This window comes from Marinobacter suaedae (assembly GCF_030519635.1).
Taxonomy (GTDB): Bacteria; Pseudomonadota; Gammaproteobacteria; order Pseudomonadales; family Oleiphilaceae; genus Marinobacter; species Marinobacter suaedae.
In genome coordinates this window covers 614,967-638,692 of the sequence record NZ_JAUMIS010000002.1, presented here as the reverse complement: position 1 = coordinate 638,692, position 23,726 = coordinate 614,967, and the positions used below count along the sequence as shown (strand labels likewise).

The window sequence follows — 23,726 nt, the reverse complement described above, 5'->3', positions numbered from 1 at the left end:
AGACCTCGATATCACTATCGTAGTCGCAAATCGTTTGAATTATGAGCCGAAAAGCCGCTGAAATACCGAGCGGCCGGACTTTTTCTCTTGTTTAGCGTCGGGGGGCGCATCCTTATCAATCGCTTCCTTGGGCACCGCTTTTTGTTCTACCAGGTTCGCCAGCTGCTCAAGTGTATTGACCCACAAATCCTGAGGCATGAGGCTGACACCAAACGTTTTCTCGATTTCTACGATGACCTTCAGCGCAAGCAGTGAATGCCCGCCAACATCCAGAAATTGGTCATCGATGGTCACGTGCTCCCGTTTCAGCAGAGCCGTCCAGATATCAATAAGCTTCTGCTCAGTGATCGTTGGTGGACGTTCAGGTTTGCGGGCCTCAACCACGCTGGTGGTTTGCGCGAGAGCTTTACGGTTGACCTTACCGGACGGAAGCAGCGGTAGTTCCTCGTGAGTTACAAATTGTTGAGGGATCATGTAATCCGGCAAATAATTCCGAAGGTGTTTACGAAGTTCGCTGCCTGTCGGCTGCTGCTCGCCCTGATAGACAATGTGGGCGCTGAGTCGCTGGTCATCCACGCCCAGATCCTGAACTACGACAGCGGCATCTGCGACATCGGGGTGTGACCTTAACTGGATTTCGATTTCTTCCAGCTCAATCCGGAACCCGCGAATTTTTACCTGATTGTCGAAACGGTCGCCAAACTCCAGTTGGCCGTCCATGGTCCAGCGTGCAAAGTCCCCGGTTCGGTAGAGTCTCCGGCCATCCGGGAAACGCACGAAACGTTCAGAAGTTTGTTCCGGATTGCCCCGATAGCCCCTCGCCAGGCCCAGCCCGCCGATCCACAGTTCTCCATACACACCGGGAGGCAAGGGGGTACCTTCTTCATCAAGAACATAGAGTTGGGTGTTTGCAAGCGGACGTCCAATCAGTACTCGTGGGGTGCTTTGCTCGTCCGGGAGGTGCACTCTGTAACAACTGGTCCACACGGTGGCTTCAGTCGGGCCGTACATGTTCCAGAGCTCAACATTGCAGGTGAGCAGCGCTGATGCCAGATCCGGGGGCAGTTTTTCACCACCCATCAGGCCCCGCAGTGGTGTCTCCGTTGCCAGGCCGGCATTAACCAACATGCGCCAGGTCGCTGGCGTTGCCTGTAGCACAGAGATTGAATGCTGAGTGATCAGGGAGAGCAGCTGATGAGGATCTTTGTTTTGCCTGCTAGAGGCAATGACCAGCTTTGCGCCAACAGCCAGCGGCAAAAATAGTTCCAATATGGAAATGTCAAAAGCCGGGGTGGTGATGGCCAGCAGACGATCTTCTGACGTAAGCCCTGGTTTCTCAGCAACCGCTTTTAGAAAGTTGCTCAGGGCTTCGTGGCTAATCTCTACGCCTTTGGGAACGCCCGTGGAACCTGAGGTGAATATCACATAGGCCAGCTGGTCAGGTTTCAGGGTAACCGGAAGCTTATCCGAACTCTGGTTATTTATCGTGTCCTGATCCTGGTCGAGAAGGATGGTGGTTCCTTCATGCGCCCCTACCACGCTATCAAAGTGGGTGACGCTAATCAGATGATGTGCATTTGCGACGCCAAGGATCGCTTTTACTCGCTCGACAGGAAAGAGCGCGTCAAGCGGAACGTATGAGGCTCCCAGCTTCCAAAGGGCAAGAATGGTAAGTGGCAGTTCAACCGTACGATCCAGAAGGATTGCCACGACATCGCCGGCCTGAACTCCCTGGGATGAAAAGTGCCTTGCTAACCTGTTGGATCGTTCATCGAATTCGCGATAGGCGTATTCCCCGTCGGCATCAATGCAGGCAATGTCGTCCGGGTGCTCTGCAACCTGATGGTCGAACTGAGATAAAAATCCATTCTCGAAGGGCTGTTCGACGTAGGTGTTGTTCCAGTTCTGGATCATCCGTTGCTCGTCCTGGGTTGCGCCTGCAACAAGATCGAAGCCTTCCTTTTGCTCCTGAAGCGCTGTGATGCTTTCCTGAAAACTTATCACAAAGCCCTCTACAGTCGCGCGGTTGAACAAGGCGACCGGGTACTCAAATCCGCATTGAATACCGTTGGCGTGCCGCTTGAACCAGACATCGAGATCGGTTTCCACACCTTCCCTGTCGAGGTTTATCTGGGTGCGCTGAATACCATCCATCTCGTCTTGTCGGTTTCGCACATCCTGATAGTTGAACAGGGTCTGTGCGATGGGATTTCGAGAGGTATCACGGTGGGGGTTTATGGTACGCACCAAAAGGTCAAAAGGAACGAACTGATGCTCCATGGCACTGAGTATGGTGTCTTTTACATGGCGTACTAACCCATCAAAGGACTGTAAACCCGCTAATCTGAAACGGCAGACAAGAACGTTGATCATCGGCCCCATAAGACCCTTGAACTCATCCAGATGTCGTCCGTATACCGGCACATTCACGATGATTTCGTTTTGCCGGCTGTAGCGGTGCAGCATGTGAACGTATAGCGACATGACAACCATGAACAGCGTGGTCTGGTGTCGCGCAGCGAGCGCTTCGAGTGTTTCCACACTGGTCTGATCAATATCAAACTTGATGCCTTCCGAGCGGTGGGGCTGTTGGCTTGGGCGATCGAAGTCGGTTGGCAGATTCAGTACGGGCAACTCTCCGGAGAGCGTTTCTTTCCAGTAGTCGAGGTGTTCTTCGAGGCGTTCACTTTGCAACCAGTTGGATTGCCAAAGTGCAAAGTCGTTAAACTGCAGCGGCAAGTCGGGCAGGGGATTGGCCTGATCCTTTGCAAAGGCGTTGTAGAGAGTGCAGAGCTCCTTCAGCAGCAAATCAAAAGACCAGCCATCGAATACCAGGTGATGGATCAGGAAAAACAGGATGTAGTCCTGGGAGTCTGCTTCGATCAGTGATGCCTTGAACAAGGAGCCGGAAGAGACGTTGAACGGCTCGGCAACCTCTGTTCTTAATGCCGTTTCCAGTGAATCCAGGTCGCTTGCGTTGTAGTGGGACAGTGGGAGTGGTTTTAAATCAATCCGCCTGTCCTCATCCACAACGATGTGAACTTCACCATCCAGTTCTACGAAATTCGACCGCAGAATTTCATGGCGTTGAAGAATTTTGTTCAGCGCCAACCCCAGTGCTTCGGTGTTCAGCTGCCCCTGCAGTCGAAATACGGCTGGCAGATTGAAGGCATAGGAATCCGGGACAATTTTTTCGTAAAGATACCAGACCTGCTGCTGGTGGATGGCAGGTACCGGGGTGTTTTCCGTATGCCTGACGATGGGTGGTACTTCCTCGACGTTCACGCGCTCTGATTCAATGACGCGACACATCTCGCGAATGGTCGGTGCTTCGAACAGCCTTCCCAGCCCCAGGCTCACGCCAAATTGACTTTTAACCTTGGCGAGCATCTGAGTACCCAGAAGCGAGTGCCCTCCCAGGTCAAAGAAGTTGGCCGATGCACTGATTTCCGGCGTTCCCAGAATATCGTTCCAGATCCTGCTCAGCTCTACCTCAAGTTGCGATTCCGGTGCTTCGAAGGTATCGCTGTTCAGCGCTTCGATTTTGGGCGCGGGAAGTGCCTTACGATCCACTTTCCCGCTGGACGTAAGTGGCAGGGTCGGCAGCTGAACGAAGTGTTGCGGAATCATATAGTCGGGTAACTGCCGGCCCATATGAGCTTTGAGCTGTGGCAGGACATCTGCCAACTCATCTTTCGATACGATGTAGGCGACCAGGCGCTGGTCGTTCTTGCGATCTTCCCGCGCTAAAACCGCACACTGGGTGACGCCCGGATAGGTAAGAACGATGGATTCGATTTCCCCCAGCTCGATCCGCAGTCCCCGAAGCTTGATCTGGAAGTCGTTGCGGCCAAGATATTCAAGGACGCCATCGGTGCGCATTTTTACCAGATCGCCCGTACGATAGGCTGTGTATGGCTCATCGCTGAACGGATCTCGGATAAACCGCTCGGCGTTGAGCTCCGGACGGTTTACGTAGCCCCTTGCGACTTGCACGCCCCCAATCAGGAGTTCACCAACCAGACCCGGGGCGAGGAGCCGCATATCGTCATCCACGACGTAAAGGCGAGTGTTGGACAGGGCCGTGCCTATTGGCACTGTGTGAGTAGATTGCTTCTGACCGCACAACCATAGGCTGGCGTGAACGGCTGCTTCTGTTGGTCCGTACAGGTTCCAGCACTCTGCCTTTGGGAATGCCTCTGAAAAACGGGCTTCCAGCTCGGTACTGACCGCTTCGCCGGTCAAGACAAAACGTCTAAGGCTGGGGCATTGGGCCTGGCCGTACTGGTCCAGGAAAAGGTACGCCATGGAGGGTACGAAGTGGATGTGGGTTATCTTTTCTTCATTAACGAGACTGGCAAGATAGTGGGGGTCTTTGTGTCCGCCGGGCCGGGCAATGATCAGCCTGCTGCCACACATGAGGGGGCCAAACAGCTCGCAAAGGGAAACATCAAAGGTGTACGGCGTTTTCAGCATCACCGCGTCGGATTCGTTCAACGGCAGCGCTTCCTGCATCCACAGCATGTGGTTGCAGATCGAACGATGCTCAAGCATGACGCCTTTGGGGTTGCCGGTTGAACCCGAGGTGTAGATCACATACGCGAGCTGAGAGGGAGAGTAATCGATTCCGGGTCGGCTGACGGGACAGTCAACGAGGCTTGCCGGTGGCGTGTCCAGTGCAACAGTCTTAATGCCTTGGGGGACCTTTTCGGCCTGAGCCGACTGAGTCAGAACCAGCTCTGCCTGAACCTCATCAACAATGAATTTGAGCCGATCATGAGGATGATCAGGATCAAGCGGGAGGTAGGCACCGCCTGCCTTCAGAATGCCGTTGATCGCGATGAGCATTTCCATGGACCGTTCCATCAGCACCGGCACGATGGTTTCGGCGCGCACGCCGCGATCTATCAACCAATGTGCAAGCTGATTAGCCCGTTCGTCGAGCTCACGATAGGTAAGCTGCTCTCCCTCGAAGACCAGCGCTGTTCGATCCGGGAACTGGTCGGAAGCGTCTTCAATAAGACCATGCAGGCTGGCTTGCCCAAGGCTATAGGGGCGCCTTACACCTTCCCATAACTGTTGATAGAGGGCGATGTCTGCGTCGCTGATCAGGTCGTGATGCCTTATGGTGGCTTCTGGCTCGGAAACAGCGTGGCCGAGAAGGCGCAGAAACTCACCCATACGGCGATCGATGGTCTCTGTGTCCCAAAGGTGGAGGTTGTGTGTGCACTCCATGACCGCATCGCGGTCGGACAGCGTGATGTTTAAATTGATGTCAAAGTTTTCGGATACCCGGGGGTTGGATTCAAACACCGCATCCAGTCCTGCGAACTCAAAGTCGGATTCGTTGGACTGATCGACGTTGAACAGTACCGACACCAGCGGCGGCTTTGATGGATCCCGGGTGGCACCGAGTGTCTTGAGCAATGTGCCATACGTCAGGTACTGGTGCTCGAAGGCTTCCAGCATGTTTTGCTGTGCCTTGTGCAGCAGGGACTCAAAGGTATCGCTGGACGATACGCTGATGTGCAGCGGAATAATGTTGACGCAATGACCAATCAGCTCATGCTCTTCCTTGGCCATCTGTCCGGCAAACGGTATCCCCAGGACAATCTCTTCGCAGCCTGAAACTCGATTCAGGTAGGCCGCGAACGCTGCCATGAGCGTGGTTGTGAGGGTGCTCCTGTTTTTGGCAGCCAGCGTTTTCAGTTCACCAAGGAGAGGCAGCGGAAGTTCTTTATCCAGCCGAAAAGCACGGAAACTTCTGCTGGGGGCCCTGGGCCGGTCGTAAGGCAGATCCAGAGCGGGAATTCCGTGTGCAAACCGTTGTGTCCAGTAGGCAATGCTCTGTTCGCGCAGGGGCTGTGTTTCGGGACTGCGCTCCCAGGCCGCGTAGTCGCTGAAAAGAGGCGCCGGTTCCAAATTCGGGACTGAAGATCCGGTGCAGCGGGCCGAGTACAGCTTGCCGAGTTCGCTGGCCAGGACGTAAAGAGACCATCCATCACAAACAGAGTGGTGCAGGGTCAATAACACCCGCGTGTCTGTTTCGCTGCAAAGAATGACATCGAATTGGGCGAGGGGGCCATTGAACAGATCGAAGGGGGCTGTGACCGCGTTACTCGCAAGGTCGCTGACCTGCAGCGTGGTGTTTTCGTCGCTCAGTGGGCGACAATCGTACACCTTGATGGGCGCAGGGCGGTCTTTGTAGACCACCATTTCCTCGCCATCATTGCTGAAACAGCCTCGTACCGACTGATGTCTGAACCACAGGTCTTGCAGGGCTTTTTCGAGGGCTGCCTGATTCAGGGTTCCCTGAAGTCGGACAAACACGGATTCATTGAATGCAACACTGGCGTCTTCGCCAAACTGGGCCGCCAGCCAGACTTCCCGCTGGGACTCGGTGCTCTCGACGGTGCACTCGAGTTCGCCAAACTGGAAAGGATCATGGTGTTTGTCGTACTTGAAAACGGCGCTGTTCATACGTGCTTAGCCTGCCCATTTCTCAAACTGGTTCTTGTTCGTTCTTGACGGGACGAACCACGCGGCTTTGCCATTTTCATCCCTTCCCAGGCGCGCACCCTCGACCGGGGGCTTCTGACTCTCCGTCTTACTGACTTTAGTCGGATCTTCCGTAACCGGGAAAAATTCCATGGCAATCATGTCATCCATCGCGTCCTTGAACGCTTGGATAATGCTCTGAATATCCTCCTCGGTATGAGCGGTTGTGATGAACATTGGTCTGGCGTCCCAGACATGGATTCCTTTTTCACGAAGCAGGATGTAAATCAGCTCTTCAAAGGCAATGTCCTGGGGGATCTTGATCTTGCACATGGAGCCGCAGTTTTCGATTTTTAGCGGCGCACCGATCATCCTGGCGTACTGGTTGATTTCCTCCACCATCCGGTCGGCGCGGTCATTGAGAATAGACTGGAGTTCGGGCTCCTCAACCAGTCGCCGTAATACGGCCACTGCCGCCGAGAGAACAAGGGGATGGCGGACGAAGGTACCCGCGAAGTAGGTAACGCCAACCTCTGGTGAGGAATCGTCTCCGAACTGCCATTGGCCACCATCCAGTGCGTCCATGAATCCGGCTTTGCCCGAAATGGCGCCAATAGGCAGACCACCGCCAACGATCTTTCCGTAGGTGCAAATGTCTGCATCGATGCCGTAGTAGCCTTGTGCGCCCCTTGCATGGATACGGAATCCGGTAATCACCTCGTCGAAGATCAGGGCAATGCCCTGCTCGGTACACAGCGTGCGTGCTTTTTCGAGGAAGGCTTTGGGCTGGAGGCTGGGGTGTCGGCTTTGGACGGGCTCGACCAGAATAGCGGCAATTTCGTCAGCATGTTCGCGAATATAGTCCAGCGATTCGTCGCTGCCATAATCGAGGACAATCATGTTCTCTACCGCGGAGTCCGGAATGCCAGCCGCCGCTGGCACCGCATAGCCATTGCTTCCCCGTGTGACGATGACGTCGTCGTGGATGCCGTGGTAGTCGTTTTCGAACAGCACGACTTTTTCTTTTGCGGTTACGGTTCGCGCGAGTCTCATAGCACCAAGCACCGCCTCGGAGCCGGTATTGCAGAATGCGACCCGTTCATTCCCGGTAACCTGGCAGAAAAGCCTTGAGGCCTCCGCAACCAGCGGGTGCTGCGGACCGATTTCGTAGCCGGTGTCCAGCTGCCGTGCGATGGCTTCCTTGATAAACGCAGCCGAATTTCCAAAGAAATTAGAGCCAAATCCACAGGTTACGTCGATAAGCTTCCCGCCATCGATGTCCCAGAGGTAGGGGCCCTCAGAGCGCTCAACGACGATGGGGTATATCACCTCTTTTATGACGGTCCGAAAACCGGATACCACACGGGGGTCGGCTAGCTGTTTGCGGTTGTCCTGGGCAAACTGCTTGGACCTGGCGAAGCGCTGGTTGTAGCGCTCAGACAGGTGATCGAAGTTTTGCTTCTGCACCGGTGTCATGTCGTTACTGCGTTTGACGTTGATACGGGTGCCTGCGCCAAACGGCTTCAGGCCCTCATGGGAGGATCTGGTTTGGCTTACTTTGCCCGAATCAGATGATGCGGGCGTTACCGGCAGCGGGCCCTGTGACGCCAGAGAAGACAGCACAGCCAGTTGACCCTGCATGATCTGCATCTGCTGTTGCAGTAGCGCCTGGATATCTCCGGAAGGCGCTTGCGCCATGGCGGGCTGCGGTGTGTTCATGATGCCAGGCGGTATCTGGCCCGGAGGTGTCCCGGGCAATGCCCCGCCTTGCTGCCTGCTCCGAGACGCCTGAGGCGCTGGCGTAGCCTGGGGGGTTCCCGCCGTGACGCCTTCCTTGATCAGGTACTCCGTCAGCTTGTCCAGATTGCCGCAATCGTTCAGAAGTTGGCGGAACGTCAGGTTCACTTTGAACTTCTTTTTAAGTTTCAGGGTAGACTGGGTGAGAAGCAGAGAGTCCAGTCCCAGTTCAAAGAATGTGGCTTCGCCATCCGCCTGGCTAAGGTCAATGCCGGAGATGTCGGAAAACAGGGTACGCAATTGTTCCTTGATGGCGTCGTTCATGTTTTGTCCAGTCAAACTCGGGGAATCGGGAATCGCAGCAGCAAAGTCGGGCTGAGTTGGAGAGTAACTCTCTGAGGGCCCCGGCACAGCGGCTTCTGCCAGTGGTTCAATCACAAATGTCTTATGTTGGAAAGGATACTGGGGCAGGCTGGACCGCAGGCTGGGCGGGAATTCACCGCAAGGCCAATCCACGTCAACGCCGGCGCACCATGCCTTTCCGAGGCCTGTAGAAAACGATGCCAGCTCTTTCTCGTCATCGCCGGCTTCTGCAACCAGGGGAACGAAGACCACATCGGATTTTTCAGCCAGGTTCTGCATGGCCATGCCACACACGGTGCCCTGAGGCCCACATTCAAGGACGACCAGTTGATTCAGTTCCCCAAGGGTCTGGCAGCCTTTCCGGAACTGAACCGGCTGGCGGATTTGCCGGGCCCAGTAGCGGATGTCCGTTGCCTGATCATCGGTTATCCAGTCGCCAGACACGCAGGATATGAACCGGAAGCGAGGGGAATGCAGTTCAATGTTTTCTAATCGCTCGGCAAAGGCCTTGCTGGCACCATCCATGGAGGGTGAATGGAAGGCATGGGAGGTGTTGAGTTCCCTGAATTTGATGCCTTGCTGGCCAAGAATCTTGCCAAACGCCTTTACAGCCTCAGACTCCCCGGACAGGGTGACACTGCCTTCTGTGTTTTCTGCCGCAATGACCACGCCAGCGGGCAATAAGGGCGTTAACTCGTCGATATCGGCTCTTACTGCCATCATCGAACCGGGCTGCTGAGCCTGCATCACCTCGCCGCGTGTCAGTACAACGCGAAGTGCAGTAGGTAGATCAAAGACACCGGCTACTGTTGCCGCAACCAATTCGCCAATACTGTGCCCGATGCCTGCAGCCGGCTGAACGCCGAGCCGGTTGAGCACTTTAGCCAGGCCAAAACCGACGCAGAACAGTGCAATCTGTGTCTTCTGGGTGTCTTTTAGCGGGTCACCGGAATGGAATAGCAATTCCTTGATATCAACATTGTATTCCTGCTTCAGAATGTCGTCGCAGTGATCAATGCCTTCCCTGAACACGGGAACATGCTCATACAACCGACGTCCCATACCGGCTACCTGGCATCCCTGACCGGGGAAGGCGAAGACGATGGTGGGTTCGCCGAACGCGGGGTCATTGTCGGCTGCGTTTTCAGAGACGTTGTTCAGTGCCTCGTTACCAACCGTTTGCAAGACGGTTTCGCGGAAAGGGAAAGCGCGACGGGAGCGAATGAGGGCGGATACCAGGTCGGCACGGGCTGCCGCGCTGCTGCATTCTTCCAGCAGGCCCCGGTGTGAGCTTATCAGAGCCGAGAGCGCCTCGGCAGAATGGGCACTGAAGCAGAGCGGAACCCAGTTGGGTGTGGCTCCGAATGTGTCGGTTGCATCGGCTTGGACGCCTTTGAGCAGAACGTGAGCGTTGGTTCCGCCAATACCAAATGAGCTCACACCGGCAATTCGCTTCTCCTTTTCGGCTTCCCATGGACTGGACGTGGCGGCAACAACAAAGGGCGTTTGTTCCAGAGCCAGTTCCGGATTGGGGGTTTCGAAATTGATCGATGGGGGAATCACACCACGGTCAATAGCCAGGGCAGATTTGATGAGGCCGACAACACCCGCCGCCGCTGTCAGGTGACCGAAATTGCTTTTGACCGAACCCAGTTTGCAGAACTGCCTGTCTGGTGTGAACTGCGAGAACGCAGAGCTCAGCGCTGTAACCTCGATGGGATCGCCAATGGGCGTGGCGGTTCCATGGGCCTCCACATAGCCAATCTCACTCACGGTTTGCCGGGCATCTTTGATGGCTGAGAGGATGACCGACTTTTGCCCCTCAACACTCGGACCGGAGAAGCTGCCTTTTTCGGCGCCATCGTTGTTGACCCCGATACCGGTAATGGCCGCGTAGACGTAATCCCGGTCCTTCAGGGCTTCATCAAGGCGCTTGAGAACCACCATGCCGCCGCCATCGCTGAACACGGTACCGGAACTGTTGGCGTCGAATGGCCTGGTATGTCCATCCCGGGTATAAATGCTGCCTTCTTCATGGGTGTGCGGCTGCTGTTGCGGGAATGCAACCGAGGCGCCACCTGCGATGGCTATATCACAGCGTCCGTGACGGATCGCCTCGACCGCTTCAGCAACCGCGACCAGCGAGGTCGAGCAGGCGGTATGAATGCTCAATGCGGGGCCAACCAGGTTCAGTTTATGGGCAAGGCGGGTTGCCGCGTAATCCTTTTCGTTGGCGACCATGGCCTGAAGCGGGCCGTAATCTTCAAGCTTTTCGTGATTTTTGAGTACGTTGTTGAGGTAATAGGTGTTGTTGCCGACCCCGCAGAACACGCCGATCTTGCCGGCGAACTTTTCCGGGTCAACCCCCGCGTTTTCCAGGGCATGCCAGGCAAGCTCAAGCAGCAGCCGTTGTTGCGGGTCTACGAACTCGGCCTCGATGGGGGTGATGCCAAAAAAACGGGCGTCAAATCCGAGCGGGTCATCCAGAACCCCGCGGGCGTTTACCTGATTGGTTGAGGGATTTTCCGGCTCGAAAAAGGTGACAGTTTCCTTGCCATCCAGCAGGTTCTGCCAGAATTGCTCAATCGAGTTGGCTCCGGGAACACGAGCCGAAAGGCCAATAATGGCTACATCCCGGAGTGATTCATCCCGTGATGGGGCGTTGTTGGCCTGGGATTCGCCAGATTGAACAGCTTTGTACCGGGAGGTTGCGTATCGAAGGAAGTGACCCGCCGTACGGTGTTGAAAGAGCGAATAGACCGGTACAGAGAGCCCTGCTTTTTCCAGGAAAGAGGCCGCGATTCGGTTTGCGGCCAAGGAGTCCATTCCCTGATCCTGAAGGTTCTGGTCTTTCATCAGGCCAGGGTGATTCAATTCGTCCCGGATAATGGACATCAATTGCTCGGATAAGACTTCGCTGCTTGTGGTCTCGGTTCGCTGCTCAGTGGTGGGTTCCAACGACTCCAGCATGGATTTCCGGTCAATCTTCCCCGACGGTGTCTTTAACAGAGCGTCAACCCAGATAAAACGGGACGGCACCATGTAGTCGGGCATATGCGACTTGAGCTGTTTACGGATAGCGTCGTCGCTGATCTGACCGCGCTCTGCTTCGGTTACGAAGGCTATGAGTCTCTTTTGCTCACCGACTTGCTGAACGGCGGCCGCGGCTTCGGAAACCAAGCCTGTATCGAGTAGTCGGACCTCCACTTCACTGAGTTCGATTCGATAACCACGGATCTTCACCTGATTGTCCATCCTGCCGTGATAGGCGTATTCTCCGTTGCTATTCACGCTCACCAGATCCCCGGTGCGATAGGCCCGCCTAGGCTCTGGTCCCTGAAGCTCAATGAAACGCTCGGCGGTCTGTTCAGGACTGTTGATGTAGCCGTCGGCAAGGACCGGACCGGCGATATAGAGTTCCCCGACATCGCCGGGCGTTACTGGTTGCTGATGGTCATCCAGTACCAGCAACTCGGCAGAGGTGATCGGGAGCCCAATCGGCGGTAGCGCCGGCCAGTTATCAGTCGGTTGGTGCAGCTGATATTCGCTCACTACATGGGTTTCGCAGGGCCCGTACTGATTGCACAGCATGGCGTTTTCAAGACCGCTGAAGGCCGTACGAAGTTCTTTGCTGATGACCAGTTGCTCGCCCGCAGTGATGACTTCTTTAAGGGACGAAGGATAAAGTTTCAGCCGGTTGGCCCACATCACCAGTTGCAGCAACGCGATGTAGGGCAGGAAAATCCGCTCGATCCGGTGTTCATCAATGAACTCCAGCAGCCGCCGAAAATCCTGTTTAGTGGTGTCTTCAATCAGGTAGAGGGTCCCGCCCATGGCAAGGGTGGAAAAGGTTTCCTGAAAGGAGACGTCAAAGCTGAATGCGGAAAACTGCAGTGTCCGGTAACGGGCCTCTGGTTCGTATCGCTCATTCTGCCATGCAATCAGATTATCCAGTGTTCCATGATTCATCAGCACACCCTTGGGCGTGCCTGTAGACCCGGATGTGTAGATCACGTAGGCGCTGGAGTCCGGAGTAATGTTGGCCTTGCCCGCGTCGACATCCGAAGACCCGGAAAAGGAAAGTTCGCCTAGATCAAGGTGATCGCCAACGGTGGAGCGAAAGTCGTCATTGTCGGAGATGGTCAGCGCAACCTGAGCATGATTGACCATGTAATCCAGTCTGTCTGCCGGATAGAGCGGGTCGAGCGGGAGATAAGGGCTGCCGTGGCGCAAAATGGCGATGATGGCCGTGATTGCCAATTCGCGGTCGTGAGCATGGATGGCGATGGGCAATCCCGGCTTAACGCCCATCCGCTGAATCCGGGCCTGAATAACCCGCGCATTGTCTAACAGTTCTGCGTAACTGATGAACTTGCCCCGGCACCACAGTGCAGGGTTGCCAGCAAATGCCTCGGCATTTTGTTCGAATTTTGCAAGAAAACTGGTCGCGCTGCGGGAAGACACCTTTGGAATCATCTCGTCGCCTTCCTTAGATAGAGAATACCGATACAAACTCGGTTGAACTCCGTACCGAGAATCCGCGCTTCACCCGGGTAGAATAGCCGGGGTGTTACAGTATGTTAAATTAGCATAACCAAGTGTAACGGACCATGTGGCGTGGCGTTTAGCTACTCAGTGAGAAAATCTGATTTACCGCAATTATTCAGGCAAAACTGGCGGTCAGAAGGCCCAGTTCGGTTGGCAGCACAAGGCAAGGCACGGCGGCGGGCAGGCCTGGCACCTCAGCAACGAGCCTATCCCCCTGATTCTTCAGTCGAATATCGAGCATTTCAAGATAAGAGCCGAGTTCGGGCGACGCCACCTTGACGACGGATTCCTTAACAGAGAAAGCCAGGGCGCTGGGAGGATGATCTGGATACATGGCTCGCAACAGCTCTGATTCATGGGAATCGAGAATGATGGCCGTAAGATCGTCAGTGACGGTGGAGGGGTCCTCCAGGAGGTCGATGCCCAGTTGGCGTAGGGGAGGGCAGTAGGCAACGGCAGCCAGAGCATGGAACTGGCCGTGAGAGATTGAGCCAGTGATGCCATCGGGCCAGAGCGGATTGCCAACGGCCCCCCTAAGGACGGGGGCCGGAGGAAGCTCTGCACGCATCATGGCTTGTCGGGCCAAACGTCTGCCGGTGAAAAATTCGGCTCTTCGTTTGGGGGCAGCGTTTCGAACGAGCTCTCGCTCTTGTTCATAGTCACTTTCATCGCCGCAAAGCGCGCCAGAGGCCACAAAGACGGGTGCTCCGACAAACGCGCTGAGGCGCTTTTCGATGTGATCTGTGCTATAGCTGATCATAGGGAATCAGTTGCTGGGCCATCTGTTTTGCCGCTTTTTTGGGGCGACTGGACTGTTCGTTGGGCGCTTTGCTCATTATGGCAACGGGACCAAGAGGACGCAGGGATATTGAGCACATTAAGGCGTTGGCTAGGGACGGGCAAGCGTTGGTTTAACCGGCGTGTTGAATTCAAGATCGGCATCATGATGCAGCAGCCGGTAGTAAGGGATTCGTCACGATCGGACGACCGGTGCCATTTTGTCCGGACACAGACCCACCGGGCGGGCTTGCCTTTTTCTCTCAAGGAGTTTGAGAAACGCAGCCAGCAGGGCAATTTCCTGTACGAGCTTTTTGTGGACGGGAATCCGGTCTCTTACGGCTGGGTGGCCGGGCCTGGTGCGCAGGTTGGCATTCTTCACGAATTAAATATGCGCGTTCCTGAGCACGCGCTATACATCTGGGACTGTGCAACACCCGAAGAGCATCGGGGTAAAGGCTATTTCCAGACCCTTCTCCGCTCGATGATGCAGTCTCAAGGAGTAGAGACCAACGTTGCTCTGGTCGCAGTGGACAGCAATAACACCGCGTCCAAAGCGGCGCTGAAGAAAGTGGGGTTTCAGCCTCTGTTTACTTACTGGAGTTTTCGGGTTTTTGGCAGGGTTGTTCTCAGTTTGGCTTTAAAGGATGGAAGGCTGACCTGGGCCCAACCTCAATTTGACCAGCTTCAGTTCAGCTAGTTAAACGCTCTTTCCTCCCGTTTTTAAAAGTGCAGTAAGAAATTAACTATATTGGGTATGGGCGCCGGGACCGCTGCGCCTTGCGGCTTCTTGGGGCATGGCCTATACCCTAATGGAATCGGCGTTGTTAACGGAGTCACATCTTTTCGTGTCGGCGAAGACTCCGAATAATGCTGCAATGGTTCGGTGAAAAGGGACCTCAAAATGGACTTGTTCGACCTCGCAGGCTCAGAAGCCATTGAATCCATACCTTTCCCAACATCAGAAGACGGCTTGCTTCCCTATATCCAGGAGCGTAAGCCGGTTCTTCTGAACGGGATACGGGAAGCATTGCCCTTCACCCGCGATTGGGACTACGACTACTTTAAACACCATTTACAAAGTATTCGGATCCAGAGAAAGTCCGAGGATGGCATTTTTCACTATCTAGGTTTTGAGCGTATTCCAATGGATGATTTTGATCAGATGATGGAAACCACTCATGACGGGTATGCGCTGGAACCACTGAAGGGCAGAGGGGTTTCTGATGATCTGCCGCCGGAAATCGATGTTTCGTTACCTCCGTTTGTGCCGGAAGAGGGGTTTCGAGTATCGAATCTGTACGTTGGGCCGGGGAAAAATACGTCGCTTCTGCATTATGACGAGACTCACAGCCTGCTGATGATGCTGGAGGGCCGTAAGCGGTTCATTTTGTTTTCACCGGAACAGAGTGACTGCATGTATGCCTACAGCCCGTTCAGCCTGAAAGCGATTCGCGAGAACCGTGTGGTGGACAGCAAAGTGAATTGTGCAGCACCGGATCTGGAGAGTTTTCCCAAGCTAGGTCAGGCTCGCGGGTTGGCCGGCTGGCTTGAGGAAGGACAGGCGTTGTTCATTCCGGCCGGCACCTGGCACTACATTCAGGCCGAGGGGCGCAACGTCTCCGTGAATTATTTCTGGATGCAGAACAGTCTCACACATTGGCTTCACCAACCCTTGCTCAACTTCTGGATCAAGCGTCGGGCTATCGATGTGCTGGATACGCTTCGCAAGGTCAAGCACAAGCTATCAGCCGCCTAGGCAAGGAGTCATCTCTTGCAAGAACGCATTCCGGTTGGTTTTTCCAGCCCTGAAACCTCTGGCGGCCACCGATCCGTTGCGCTGGTTTCGGGCCTTCTCCAGACTGGTCCGGAAATCGCGTTACGAGTGGTGTGCTCGCTCGATGATTTTGCGCGGGTGGCCGGTGAATGGGATGAATTTTTGAATAGGCTGGATCCCGTGCCTTTACCTCTGATGTCCTTCTGGCTTTCGTCCTGGTGGAAAGCGTTTGGGCAGGACAGAGGCATGGAAATGGAGTTCCGGTGTGCCTATCAAGGAGGCCGGCTCGTTGGGATTGCGCCTCTCGTGCGCCACGTGCAGCGTCACAGGGGCGTTCCCGTCACCCTGCTCAAGCTCGCTGCCAATGGTCATTCTCCCTACTCGGCCATCGTTGTTGATTCTGATATGTCCGCCGCTGATCGAGATGTGACCTTCAGGTTACTGTCACATGTGGCTCCCAGGGAACTGGGATTGTTTTTCAAGATTGACCAGAGCAGTGCGCTAAAATCGTTCCTGCTGGCGGACGCCTCCGGATTTTCCGAGAGAGTCGGCCAAAAGCCGAGCATACGAACACCCATCGTTAGTATTGATCAGCCCTGGGATGATTTTTATCGATCAAGGCCCCGAACGCTGAAGAAGAGTTTGAACCACAAGCTTAACCGGTTTAAAAATCACGCGGGGTTATCGGTGAACGCTGAGCCGATTACCCGTGTGGATCAGAGATTGGTTAGCGAACTCGTGACGATTTCCTCCAGGAGCTGGAAGTCGACCATTGGCAATGATCTGGGATCAAACCTGAAGAGTCGCCAGTTTTTGTTGAATCTTATCGAGAAGCTAGGGCCATCGGGATGCATTACCGGATGGATTGCTCGTGATAGGGAGCGACCGGTGGCGTTCGAGTTACATTTGACCTTTGACGGCGTCGTTTATCCGATTCGGGCTGATTACGATCAGGAGTACAGGGCAGTTTCCCCAGGCTCGGTACTGGAATATACCGCGCTGAAGCACCTTTTTGACGACGGAACCTGCCGACAGTACTACACCTGCGCCGACGATTACTGGTACCTCAGTCATTGGGCTACCGACTACAAGGATCTCTGTACCATCGAACTGTATGGTGACAGCGTAAAGCTTCGGGCCCTGCACTTTCTGGAATATCGCGTCATTCCTAAACTCAAGCCTTTTATCAAGCCATTACGAAGCACCGGAACCGGGTCTGGCAAACACGGATGAACAGGGAGGAAGGGCGATGCGTACTGTGGTCGTCGTCAGTCAGGATAAGTCGGATTTATTTTTCGCCAACCAGCTGATGAAGTCGTTGAATGTGGTGGGCGTCGTGATCGAGAATCAAATCCCGGAAAAGGATCGGTCCTCGTTGGCAAGAAAAGCCATGAAGTATGTTGGCAATCCGCCAGTGTTTTTTAAGAAAGTGACGGAAGTCCTGGATAGAACATTCGTTGAAAAGCACCAGGAATACAACAACCCGGAGTTCGCTTTATCATTTGGCGATGAGGGCAAACAGCTGTTCCCTGACGAGGACACTGAAGTACTGTACACCCGTGGCGTGAACGACATTAATGCCCCTGAAAACTGCGCCTGGATCCGAGCCAGGCAGCCTGATGTTATCGCAGTGTGTGGGGCATCGATCATGAAAAGCGATCTGCTTTCTATTCCCACACACGGTGTTCTGAATCTCCATGGCGGCCTTTCGCAGTTCTATCGCGGTCTGTTTCCAACCGACTGGGCGATCCACAACGGTGAGCCTGAGTGCGTCGGGGCGACCATCCACTTTGTTTCCCCGGGCGTTGACGATGGCGATGTGGTCTATCAGGGGCGGCCGTCAATTTCCGCGGACGATCACCCGAATAGCCTTTATGAAAAAGTGGTGCGCTTGGGGGTTCAAATGATGGTCCAGGCTATTTCTGACCTGGAACGTGCGTCAATTGAAGCCATTCCCCTGAAGACAAGGGGAGCCCTTTATCTCAACGATATGTTTGACGTCCACGCGAAAAGGAAGGCGTGGAGTCAGATTAAGAATGGGGTAGTATCGGACTACTTGTCCAATAAAGGTCAGAGGGACCAACGAGTTCGCCAGGCGCTCATCAACGAATTCCAGTGTCCTCGCTCGTAGACGTTGATTTTACGACCTTACTGGAGCGAGCTTTGCATGAAGCGCTGAAATACATCGCGCTGGTGCTCACAAGTCAGCTTCGACTCTGTTCCGCAGGGACCCGCGAGGGCCCATAACGCGCCGCGATTGTCTCCCGATAATTTCTTGATTGCTCCCGCAATTTTGGCTTCGAGCCTGGAGTCGGTCAGGTAGCCTCCGAGTTCGTACCAGGACCAGACGATCACCTTTGATGCGTCTTCTTTATTTTGAATGACAGTCTCATTGACGGTGGGTGGTATCAGTCCCTTGTATGACGGAAGAGGGCGCTTCTGGCTCGACAAAAGAATCCAGGCCTCGGGATCGAAGAGCTTATTCTTGAAGAAAATAAGCTCTTTATCCTGAACCTGTCGTTTATAGCCAGTAATCTGCAGTTGGACTTGTTTAAGGTCCTCAGAGACGTAGACCCCACTCAAATTGAAATCGGGCGCGATGTATTTGGGTGTCCATATTGTCACGTGGGGGATTGGACCTTTCCATCCCGGTGAGGGAGTGACAAGCTCGGGTTGCCAGCTTTCTGCAATTCGTTCGGTCTTGGCTTCAAGCACCATCGGCAATAGCGAAGGCCAGATTAGAAGACTGGAAGCGACCGCTGGCCAGCCCCAGGACGAAATGCTTTTATTCGGTGTTGCTGGCCGCCTTCGTAGTGTCCCTTCTGTGTTCCTCGCTGGAAAGGCTTCGAACCTGCCTGACAGAAAGAAGAGAGGCATCAGCGTGAAGATCATAAAAATACCCCAGCCAAAGAGTTCATGGTCCTCAACCAGTGACGTTTCCATGTTGGTGAAATGGCCGGCCAGGATGATGCCGAATACCCGAATCCAGTTGGACAGCATGGAAAGCAATCCAGCGAAAAGAACAAGCAGGACTTTTGAACTGAGCTTCCTGTAAAAAATCTGACCGTAGAACGCGGCCAAAAACAGCGCCACCATCAAATATCGGACACCACTACAGCCGTTTTCAACATGGAAAACGCCTACGTCAAGCTCAATGAAAAATTCTCTGATGATGGCGTCAATGTTGAATAGGCGCAGGAGAATATCATTGAAGAAGACGGTGATGTGCTGCAGGAGCGGCGATAAGTCGTCCCAAACAGGTACTCCAAAGATGAGCAATAGAATTGGGCCGCCGGCTATCTGGAGAAATCCGGCACCCCATATCGACCAGCCCCAAAGCACCATCATTACCGGAACCAGCATCAGGCGGATAAAGCGGATATCGGCTGCTTGAGAGAACAAGAGTACTGCACTACAGACCGCAAGAAGGAGTAATGCCAGTGGTGAGCCACTAATGGTCAATGCGCTGAATCGATCTCTGCGGCTGAATAGCACAAAGCAGGCACCCGCCAGGACAAGGTAGCCATGATGGTAGACAATGGATTCTTTCCAGAGGGCAAAAAACTCCTGCCACTCTGACCACAGGCTGAAGGCAAGCAGCGGAAACGAGAGGAGCCAAAGATATTGGAGTATGTTCGTTTCTAGACGGCTCATAACGTCCTTTTGGTCAAACGTTATAGCGGGATGGTTGTCTGTACCATACTCCAACTTTTCTGATCGTGACAGTTTTGACCGTGGTCGGATAGGTTTTGAATGGGAATCAGCCCCGATCTCCTCGTTTTTCCAGCAGTCGCTCTGCGGCAGACGTCATGCCCGCTTTTCGGTAGGCCTCAGCAAGGTGCTTGGCGATGTCCTCGGAATCCGGCTCCAGTTCATAGGCTTTCTCCAGGATCGAAATACTCTTTTGGTGGTTACCGGTTTGCAAAAGAATCCACCCGTAGGTATCTGCCACCGCGCCGCTTTTCGGGTTTAGATTATAGGCTCTTCGGGCCAGTTCGAGGGCCCGTGTATCGCCCTGCTTCTGATAGATCCAGGCGAGATTATTCAATACCACGGTATTGTTAGGCTCGGATTCCAGCAAGCGTTCGTAATTGTCTCGAGCGGCGGTGTCCTCACCTGCAGACTGCTGGAGCAAGGCTAGATTCAAGCGCAATTGTTTGCTCGACGGATGGGAGCGAATCTCTTCCTCGAGGTACAAGAGGGCCTCTTCATCGTCTCCGGACAGCTGCAGATTTCGGATATAGCCTGAAACCAGTGCGACGCTGGACTGCAGGTTTAGAGCTTCCTTATAGAGTTCTGCCGCGCGCTGGTAGTGGGCTTTCTTCTCAAGGTATGTTGCTTCCGCGAGCAATGGGGCAGCAGAGTTTGGGTAATCTGCTCGGGCCTTCTGAAGAATGGCTCTTGCCGCTTCCTCTTCATCCCTGGTGAAAGCTGCCTTTGCTGCCAGAATCGCAATGGATTCGCTGCCTGGGAACAGGATCTGTGCTCGTTGCAGCAATGAATCTGACTGATCTTGCTGTCCATTGTCTGAAAGTGTGGCAATTACCCTGCTGTATACGTCTTCGACCAGAGGAGCGTTGGGTGATGGCGTCACCTCGTCCTCTCGTTCAAGCAGAGTGGCCGTGAGATCGTCAGCGCGGGTTGAATCTTCTTCAAGCAGGGCAATTTCGAGCAGTAAAAGTTTCGGGCCAAGGGCATCGGGGTGCTTGGCGACTATCGATTGCATGAAGACTTTGGAATCTTTCATGCTCTGTGAGGCAATCAGACCCTGAATCGCCGGAGAACTGTTGGGGGACACTTTGACAGCTTTCTGAAACTCGCGTTTGGCTTCCTCCCGTTCCCCTTGCATGAGAGCAAGACGCCCAAGTGCGATTAAGGGTCCTACCGACTTGGGCGATTGTGACTGGGCTTTGGTGAAGTATTCTTCTGCCTTGTGTGGCTGGTTTTGAACAATGGCGAGATTCCCGCGCGCCAACAAAGCGTGCATGTTTTTTGGCTCTTCGTTTACCCACGCATCGGCAGTCGAAACAGCGGATGCGGTATCGCCGGCTCTGAGATGAATCTGTATTTCAAGGTTCCGGGTCTCATGGGAGTCCGGGCTCCTGGAGCGGGCAACGTTTACCTGGGACAGGGCCTTCGCGTAATCTCCTCGCTGACTAAGGTAGGTGGCGTATCTCAGTCTCAGGTCATGGTTGTCTGGATTCAGTGCCAGCGCATCCTCCATCAGGGGCTCGCCGTTTTCCCAGTCGCCGCTTTCAAGTGCGGCAATGGCTACCATTGCAAGCACTTCCGGGTCAGACTCGTTTTTGTCAATCTGCGCGAGGGTCGACTGCGCACCTTGGGCGTCCCCCATCTGGAGCAATGAGGCCGCGAGCATTTTGTTTGCAAGGGGGGAGTCGCCTTTCTGAACAATCGGGGCGAGTAATTCCTGTGCATCACGTGAGCGACCTTGTTTAAAGCGAATGAGCGCGAGCATCAGATTGCTCTGTTGGTGATCAGGGGCCTGGGCCAAGATGTCGCTAAGGTAGCGCTCGGCTTCGGTGAGGTTGCCCGATTCCACCGCCTCGCTGGCAGCAAGAAGATTGCTTTTGACTCGGCCAAGTGGGGATTTGGCCAGAATTTCTTCGTAAACGTAGGCCTCCGAAAACTTGCTCTGAGCCCTGAGCACGTGAATCAGCGCTGTCATAGTGGCGTATTTTTTTGCCGTCATAATGTCGTACTGGCCAATCTCATCCAGGGCGCGAACATAGGCCTCTTCTGCGCTCTCCCAGTGTTCATCCAGGTGAGCAAGTTGTGCTTTCCATAGCCAGAGTTCGCCATTGTCCATGTCAATTTCATTGGCGTGGGAAACGAACGAATGGGCCGTTTTGGGGTCACCGGAGGCCATTGCGGCTTTGGAAAGGCCGATAAGGGCCTTGATGGAACCTGGGTCCATTGTCAGCGCTTTGTGATAGGTTTCCTTTGCTGTCTCCAGGTCTCCAGCGGTCAAGTGGGCTTCAGCCTGCAGGAGCTCAACCTTCAGTTCGGTTGGGTGGTCAGCGGAGGAGATGCTTTTCAGTGCAGCAAGCGCTTCCTTAAATTTCGCCTGCTTCAGGTAGGCTTCGGCGAGGATAAGGGTCGCCCGATTGTTCACCGTTGGCCCGACGGCTTTCTTGGAAATCCGCTGCAGGAGCTTTTGGACCTGACGCTCAGCACTGACAGCATCGCCGGCCGTTAACAGATTATCGATAATAAGGAAGTAAGGCTCTGTTTGCCCCGGTTGCATTTCAATGGCGCTTCGGGCTTCCTGGGTGCTCGCTTTCAGCTCACCCTGGCGTTGATAAAAACGAGCCTGATCCAGATGACTCAAGTACCGGATCTCTTGTTGGCTCATTTCCTTTTCGTCGCTTCCACACCCCGTTAATAAGAAAGCTAATGCCAGAGCGCATAGAGCAGAGCGTAATGCCGCTAACCAATTCATAACGCGATTCCTTCCTGCTTGCTTCCCTGATCCCTTGATGTTGCCTGGAAGCGCTTTCCTGTTTTAGGTGCCCGAGGTTTCCGGTGAGGTGTTGATACGATATTTGTCTGTCAGGTTATAGAGTGTTGGCCGGGTGACGCCGAGCAATCGCGAGGTTTGTGCAATATTGAAATTACAGGCCCGCAAGGCCTGAACAATGGCTTGGCGTTCAGCGGTTTCTCGGACCTGCCTGAGGTTTAGCTGTATCTGGTCACTGGTTTGGCCATTCACCAACTCCAGATCTTCGGCCGTTACTCGCTTGCCATCTGCCATGATGGTGGCCCGTTTCACCTTGTTAATCATTTCACGGACATTTCCGGGCCAGCCATAACCATTAATGGCATTGGCTGCTTCCTCAGAGAATGCGAGGTTGGGACGATCCATCTGTTTTCCCAAGGACTTGAGAAGGGACTGCGCAATAACAAGTGCATCGCCGTCGCGCTCACGAACAGGGGGGACGTCGAGGGTGATTTCACTGATACGGTAATAGAGATCTTCACGAAAATCTCCTGCTTCGATCAGTGCCCGCACATCCCGGTGCGTCGCACAGACGACCCGGACATCAACCGGGATCGGTTGTACCGAACCTACCCGGTCTACCATTCGCTCCTGAAGGAAGCGCAGAAGCTTTGCCTGCAACGCCATTGGCATGTCACCAATTTCGTCCAGAAAGAGGGTGCCGCCATTGGCACTCTCAATCTTTCCTTTCTTGGTGTGGGTTGCGCCTGTAAATGAGCCTTTTTCAAAACCAAACAGTTCACTTTCGAGCAGGTTTTCGGGAATGGCCGCACAGTTGATGGCCGCGAAAGGCTTGTCAGCCCGATGGCTGAGGTCATGAATTGCCCGCGCAAGAAGCTCCTTACCTGTGCCGGTTTCACCCGTAATCAGGGTGGTGACATCCGTCGGGGCAACTTTTTCCAGAGTTCTGCAGATCCCGAGCATCTGTGGGCTTGCGGCCACAATGCCTTTTACGTTGGTTCCACTGCGCTGAATCGCCAGATATTCGTTTTCTCGTTCGAGCTCAGCCAGGCGGAAAGCACGGTTTACAACGAACGAAAGAATGTCTGCATCAAGTGGTTTCTGGTAGAAATCACAGGCGCCCATGCCGATAGCCTTGACGGCGTTTTCCTTGTCTTCCCGGCCAGTAACCACGATAACTTTGGTGCCCGGTGAAAGGCGGAGAATTTCTTCCAGAAGGCTGAAGCCTTCTGTAGCTCCGCCGGGATCGGGTGGGAGCCCGAGATCCAGGGTCACGACATCCGGCTCGGCGCGGCGCAGAGCGGTCAGGGCGGATTCCCGATCTGAGGCTACGGTGACCTCCAGATCGTCACTGAAACACCACCGCATCTGGCTTTGCAGGCCCGGGTCATCCTCTACGATTAAAAGTCGTCTAGTCACAACAGCAACAATTCCCTTGTTTGATTGCTTTCTTTTCTTCTGGAACTCACTGTTCCAACACCGCCATCATGATTGATTCTCGACCGAACAATGGCTCTTTGCAACGTTCCTGTACGGCGTTTGTGCAGA

At 54.3% G+C, this 23,726-nt stretch carries 10 protein-coding genes; 4 read left to right on the top strand and 6 right to left on the bottom strand.

The genetic code is table 11. The features are described 5' to 3' along the window. Positions 1 to 39 precede the first annotated feature (39 nt). The 3 genes from QVZ43_RS11770 to QVZ43_RS11760 all read right to left on the bottom strand — a co-directional run bounded on the left by QVZ43_RS11770 (position 40) and on the right by QVZ43_RS11760 (position 13,906). On the bottom strand, positions 40 to 6,480 hold the full coding sequence (locus QVZ43_RS11770) for a non-ribosomal peptide synthetase (RefSeq protein WP_302910091.1): 6,441 nt from the start codon (positions 6,478 to 6,480) through the stop codon (positions 40 to 42). 6 nt (positions 6,481 to 6,486) lie between these two features. Beyond that, a complete protein-coding gene (locus QVZ43_RS11765) occupies positions 6,487 to 13,074 on the bottom strand; it encodes a polyketide synthase (protein WP_302910090.1) in 6,588 nt (2,195 codons plus the stop codon). 187 nt (positions 13,075 to 13,261) lie between these two features. Beyond that, positions 13,262 to 13,906 (bottom strand): 4'-phosphopantetheinyl transferase family protein, encoded by a 645-nt coding sequence (locus QVZ43_RS11760; RefSeq protein ID WP_302910089.1) that lies wholly within the window; start codon positions 13,904 to 13,906, stop codon positions 13,262 to 13,264. 27 nt (positions 13,907 to 13,933) lie between these two features. Between QVZ43_RS11760 and QVZ43_RS11755 the strand changes: the two genes are divergently transcribed. The 4 genes from QVZ43_RS11755 to QVZ43_RS11740 all read left to right on the top strand — a co-directional run bounded on the left by QVZ43_RS11755 (position 13,934) and on the right by QVZ43_RS11740 (position 17,831). Next, positions 13,934 to 14,623: a GNAT family N-acetyltransferase gene (locus QVZ43_RS11755; protein ID WP_302910088.1), complete on the top strand. Its 690-nt coding sequence runs from the start codon at positions 13,934 to 13,936 to the stop codon at positions 14,621 to 14,623. Between the two features lie 204 nt (positions 14,624 to 14,827). Beyond that, positions 14,828 to 15,682, top strand: coding sequence for a cupin-like domain-containing protein (locus tag QVZ43_RS11750; protein ID WP_302910087.1), 855 nt, complete (start codon positions 14,828 to 14,830; stop codon positions 15,680 to 15,682). Between the two features lie 15 nt (positions 15,683 to 15,697). Continuing rightward, positions 15,698 to 16,933 carry a GNAT family N-acetyltransferase gene (locus QVZ43_RS11745; RefSeq protein WP_302910086.1) on the top strand — a complete coding sequence of 412 codons (1,236 nt, stop codon included), beginning with the start codon at positions 15,698 to 15,700 and terminating at the stop codon, positions 16,931 to 16,933. A gap of 16 nt (positions 16,934 to 16,949) precedes the next feature. Continuing rightward, positions 16,950 to 17,831, top strand: a complete 882-nt coding sequence (locus tag QVZ43_RS11740) for a formyl transferase (protein WP_302910085.1) — start codon at positions 16,950 to 16,952, stop codon at positions 17,829 to 17,831. Positions 17,832 to 17,848: 17 nt separating this feature from the next. Here the strand turns inward: QVZ43_RS11740 and xrtA are convergent, their stop codons facing one another. The 3 genes from xrtA to prsR form a co-directional block, all read right to left on the bottom strand. Beyond that, positions 17,849 to 19,354, bottom strand: coding sequence for an exosortase A (gene xrtA, locus QVZ43_RS11735; RefSeq protein WP_302910084.1), 1,506 nt, complete (start codon positions 19,352 to 19,354; stop codon positions 17,849 to 17,851). A 106-nt stretch (positions 19,355 to 19,460) separates the two neighbouring features. Further along, entirely contained in the window at positions 19,461 to 22,073 is a 2,613-nt protein-coding gene (locus tag QVZ43_RS11730; protein WP_302910083.1) for a tetratricopeptide repeat protein, read from the bottom strand. 150 nt (positions 22,074 to 22,223) lie between these two features. After that, entirely contained in the window at positions 22,224 to 23,597 is a 1,374-nt protein-coding gene (prsR, locus tag QVZ43_RS11725) for a PEP-CTERM-box response regulator transcription factor (RefSeq protein ID WP_223793381.1), read from the bottom strand. Between the last annotated feature and the right edge of the window lie 129 nt (positions 23,598 to 23,726).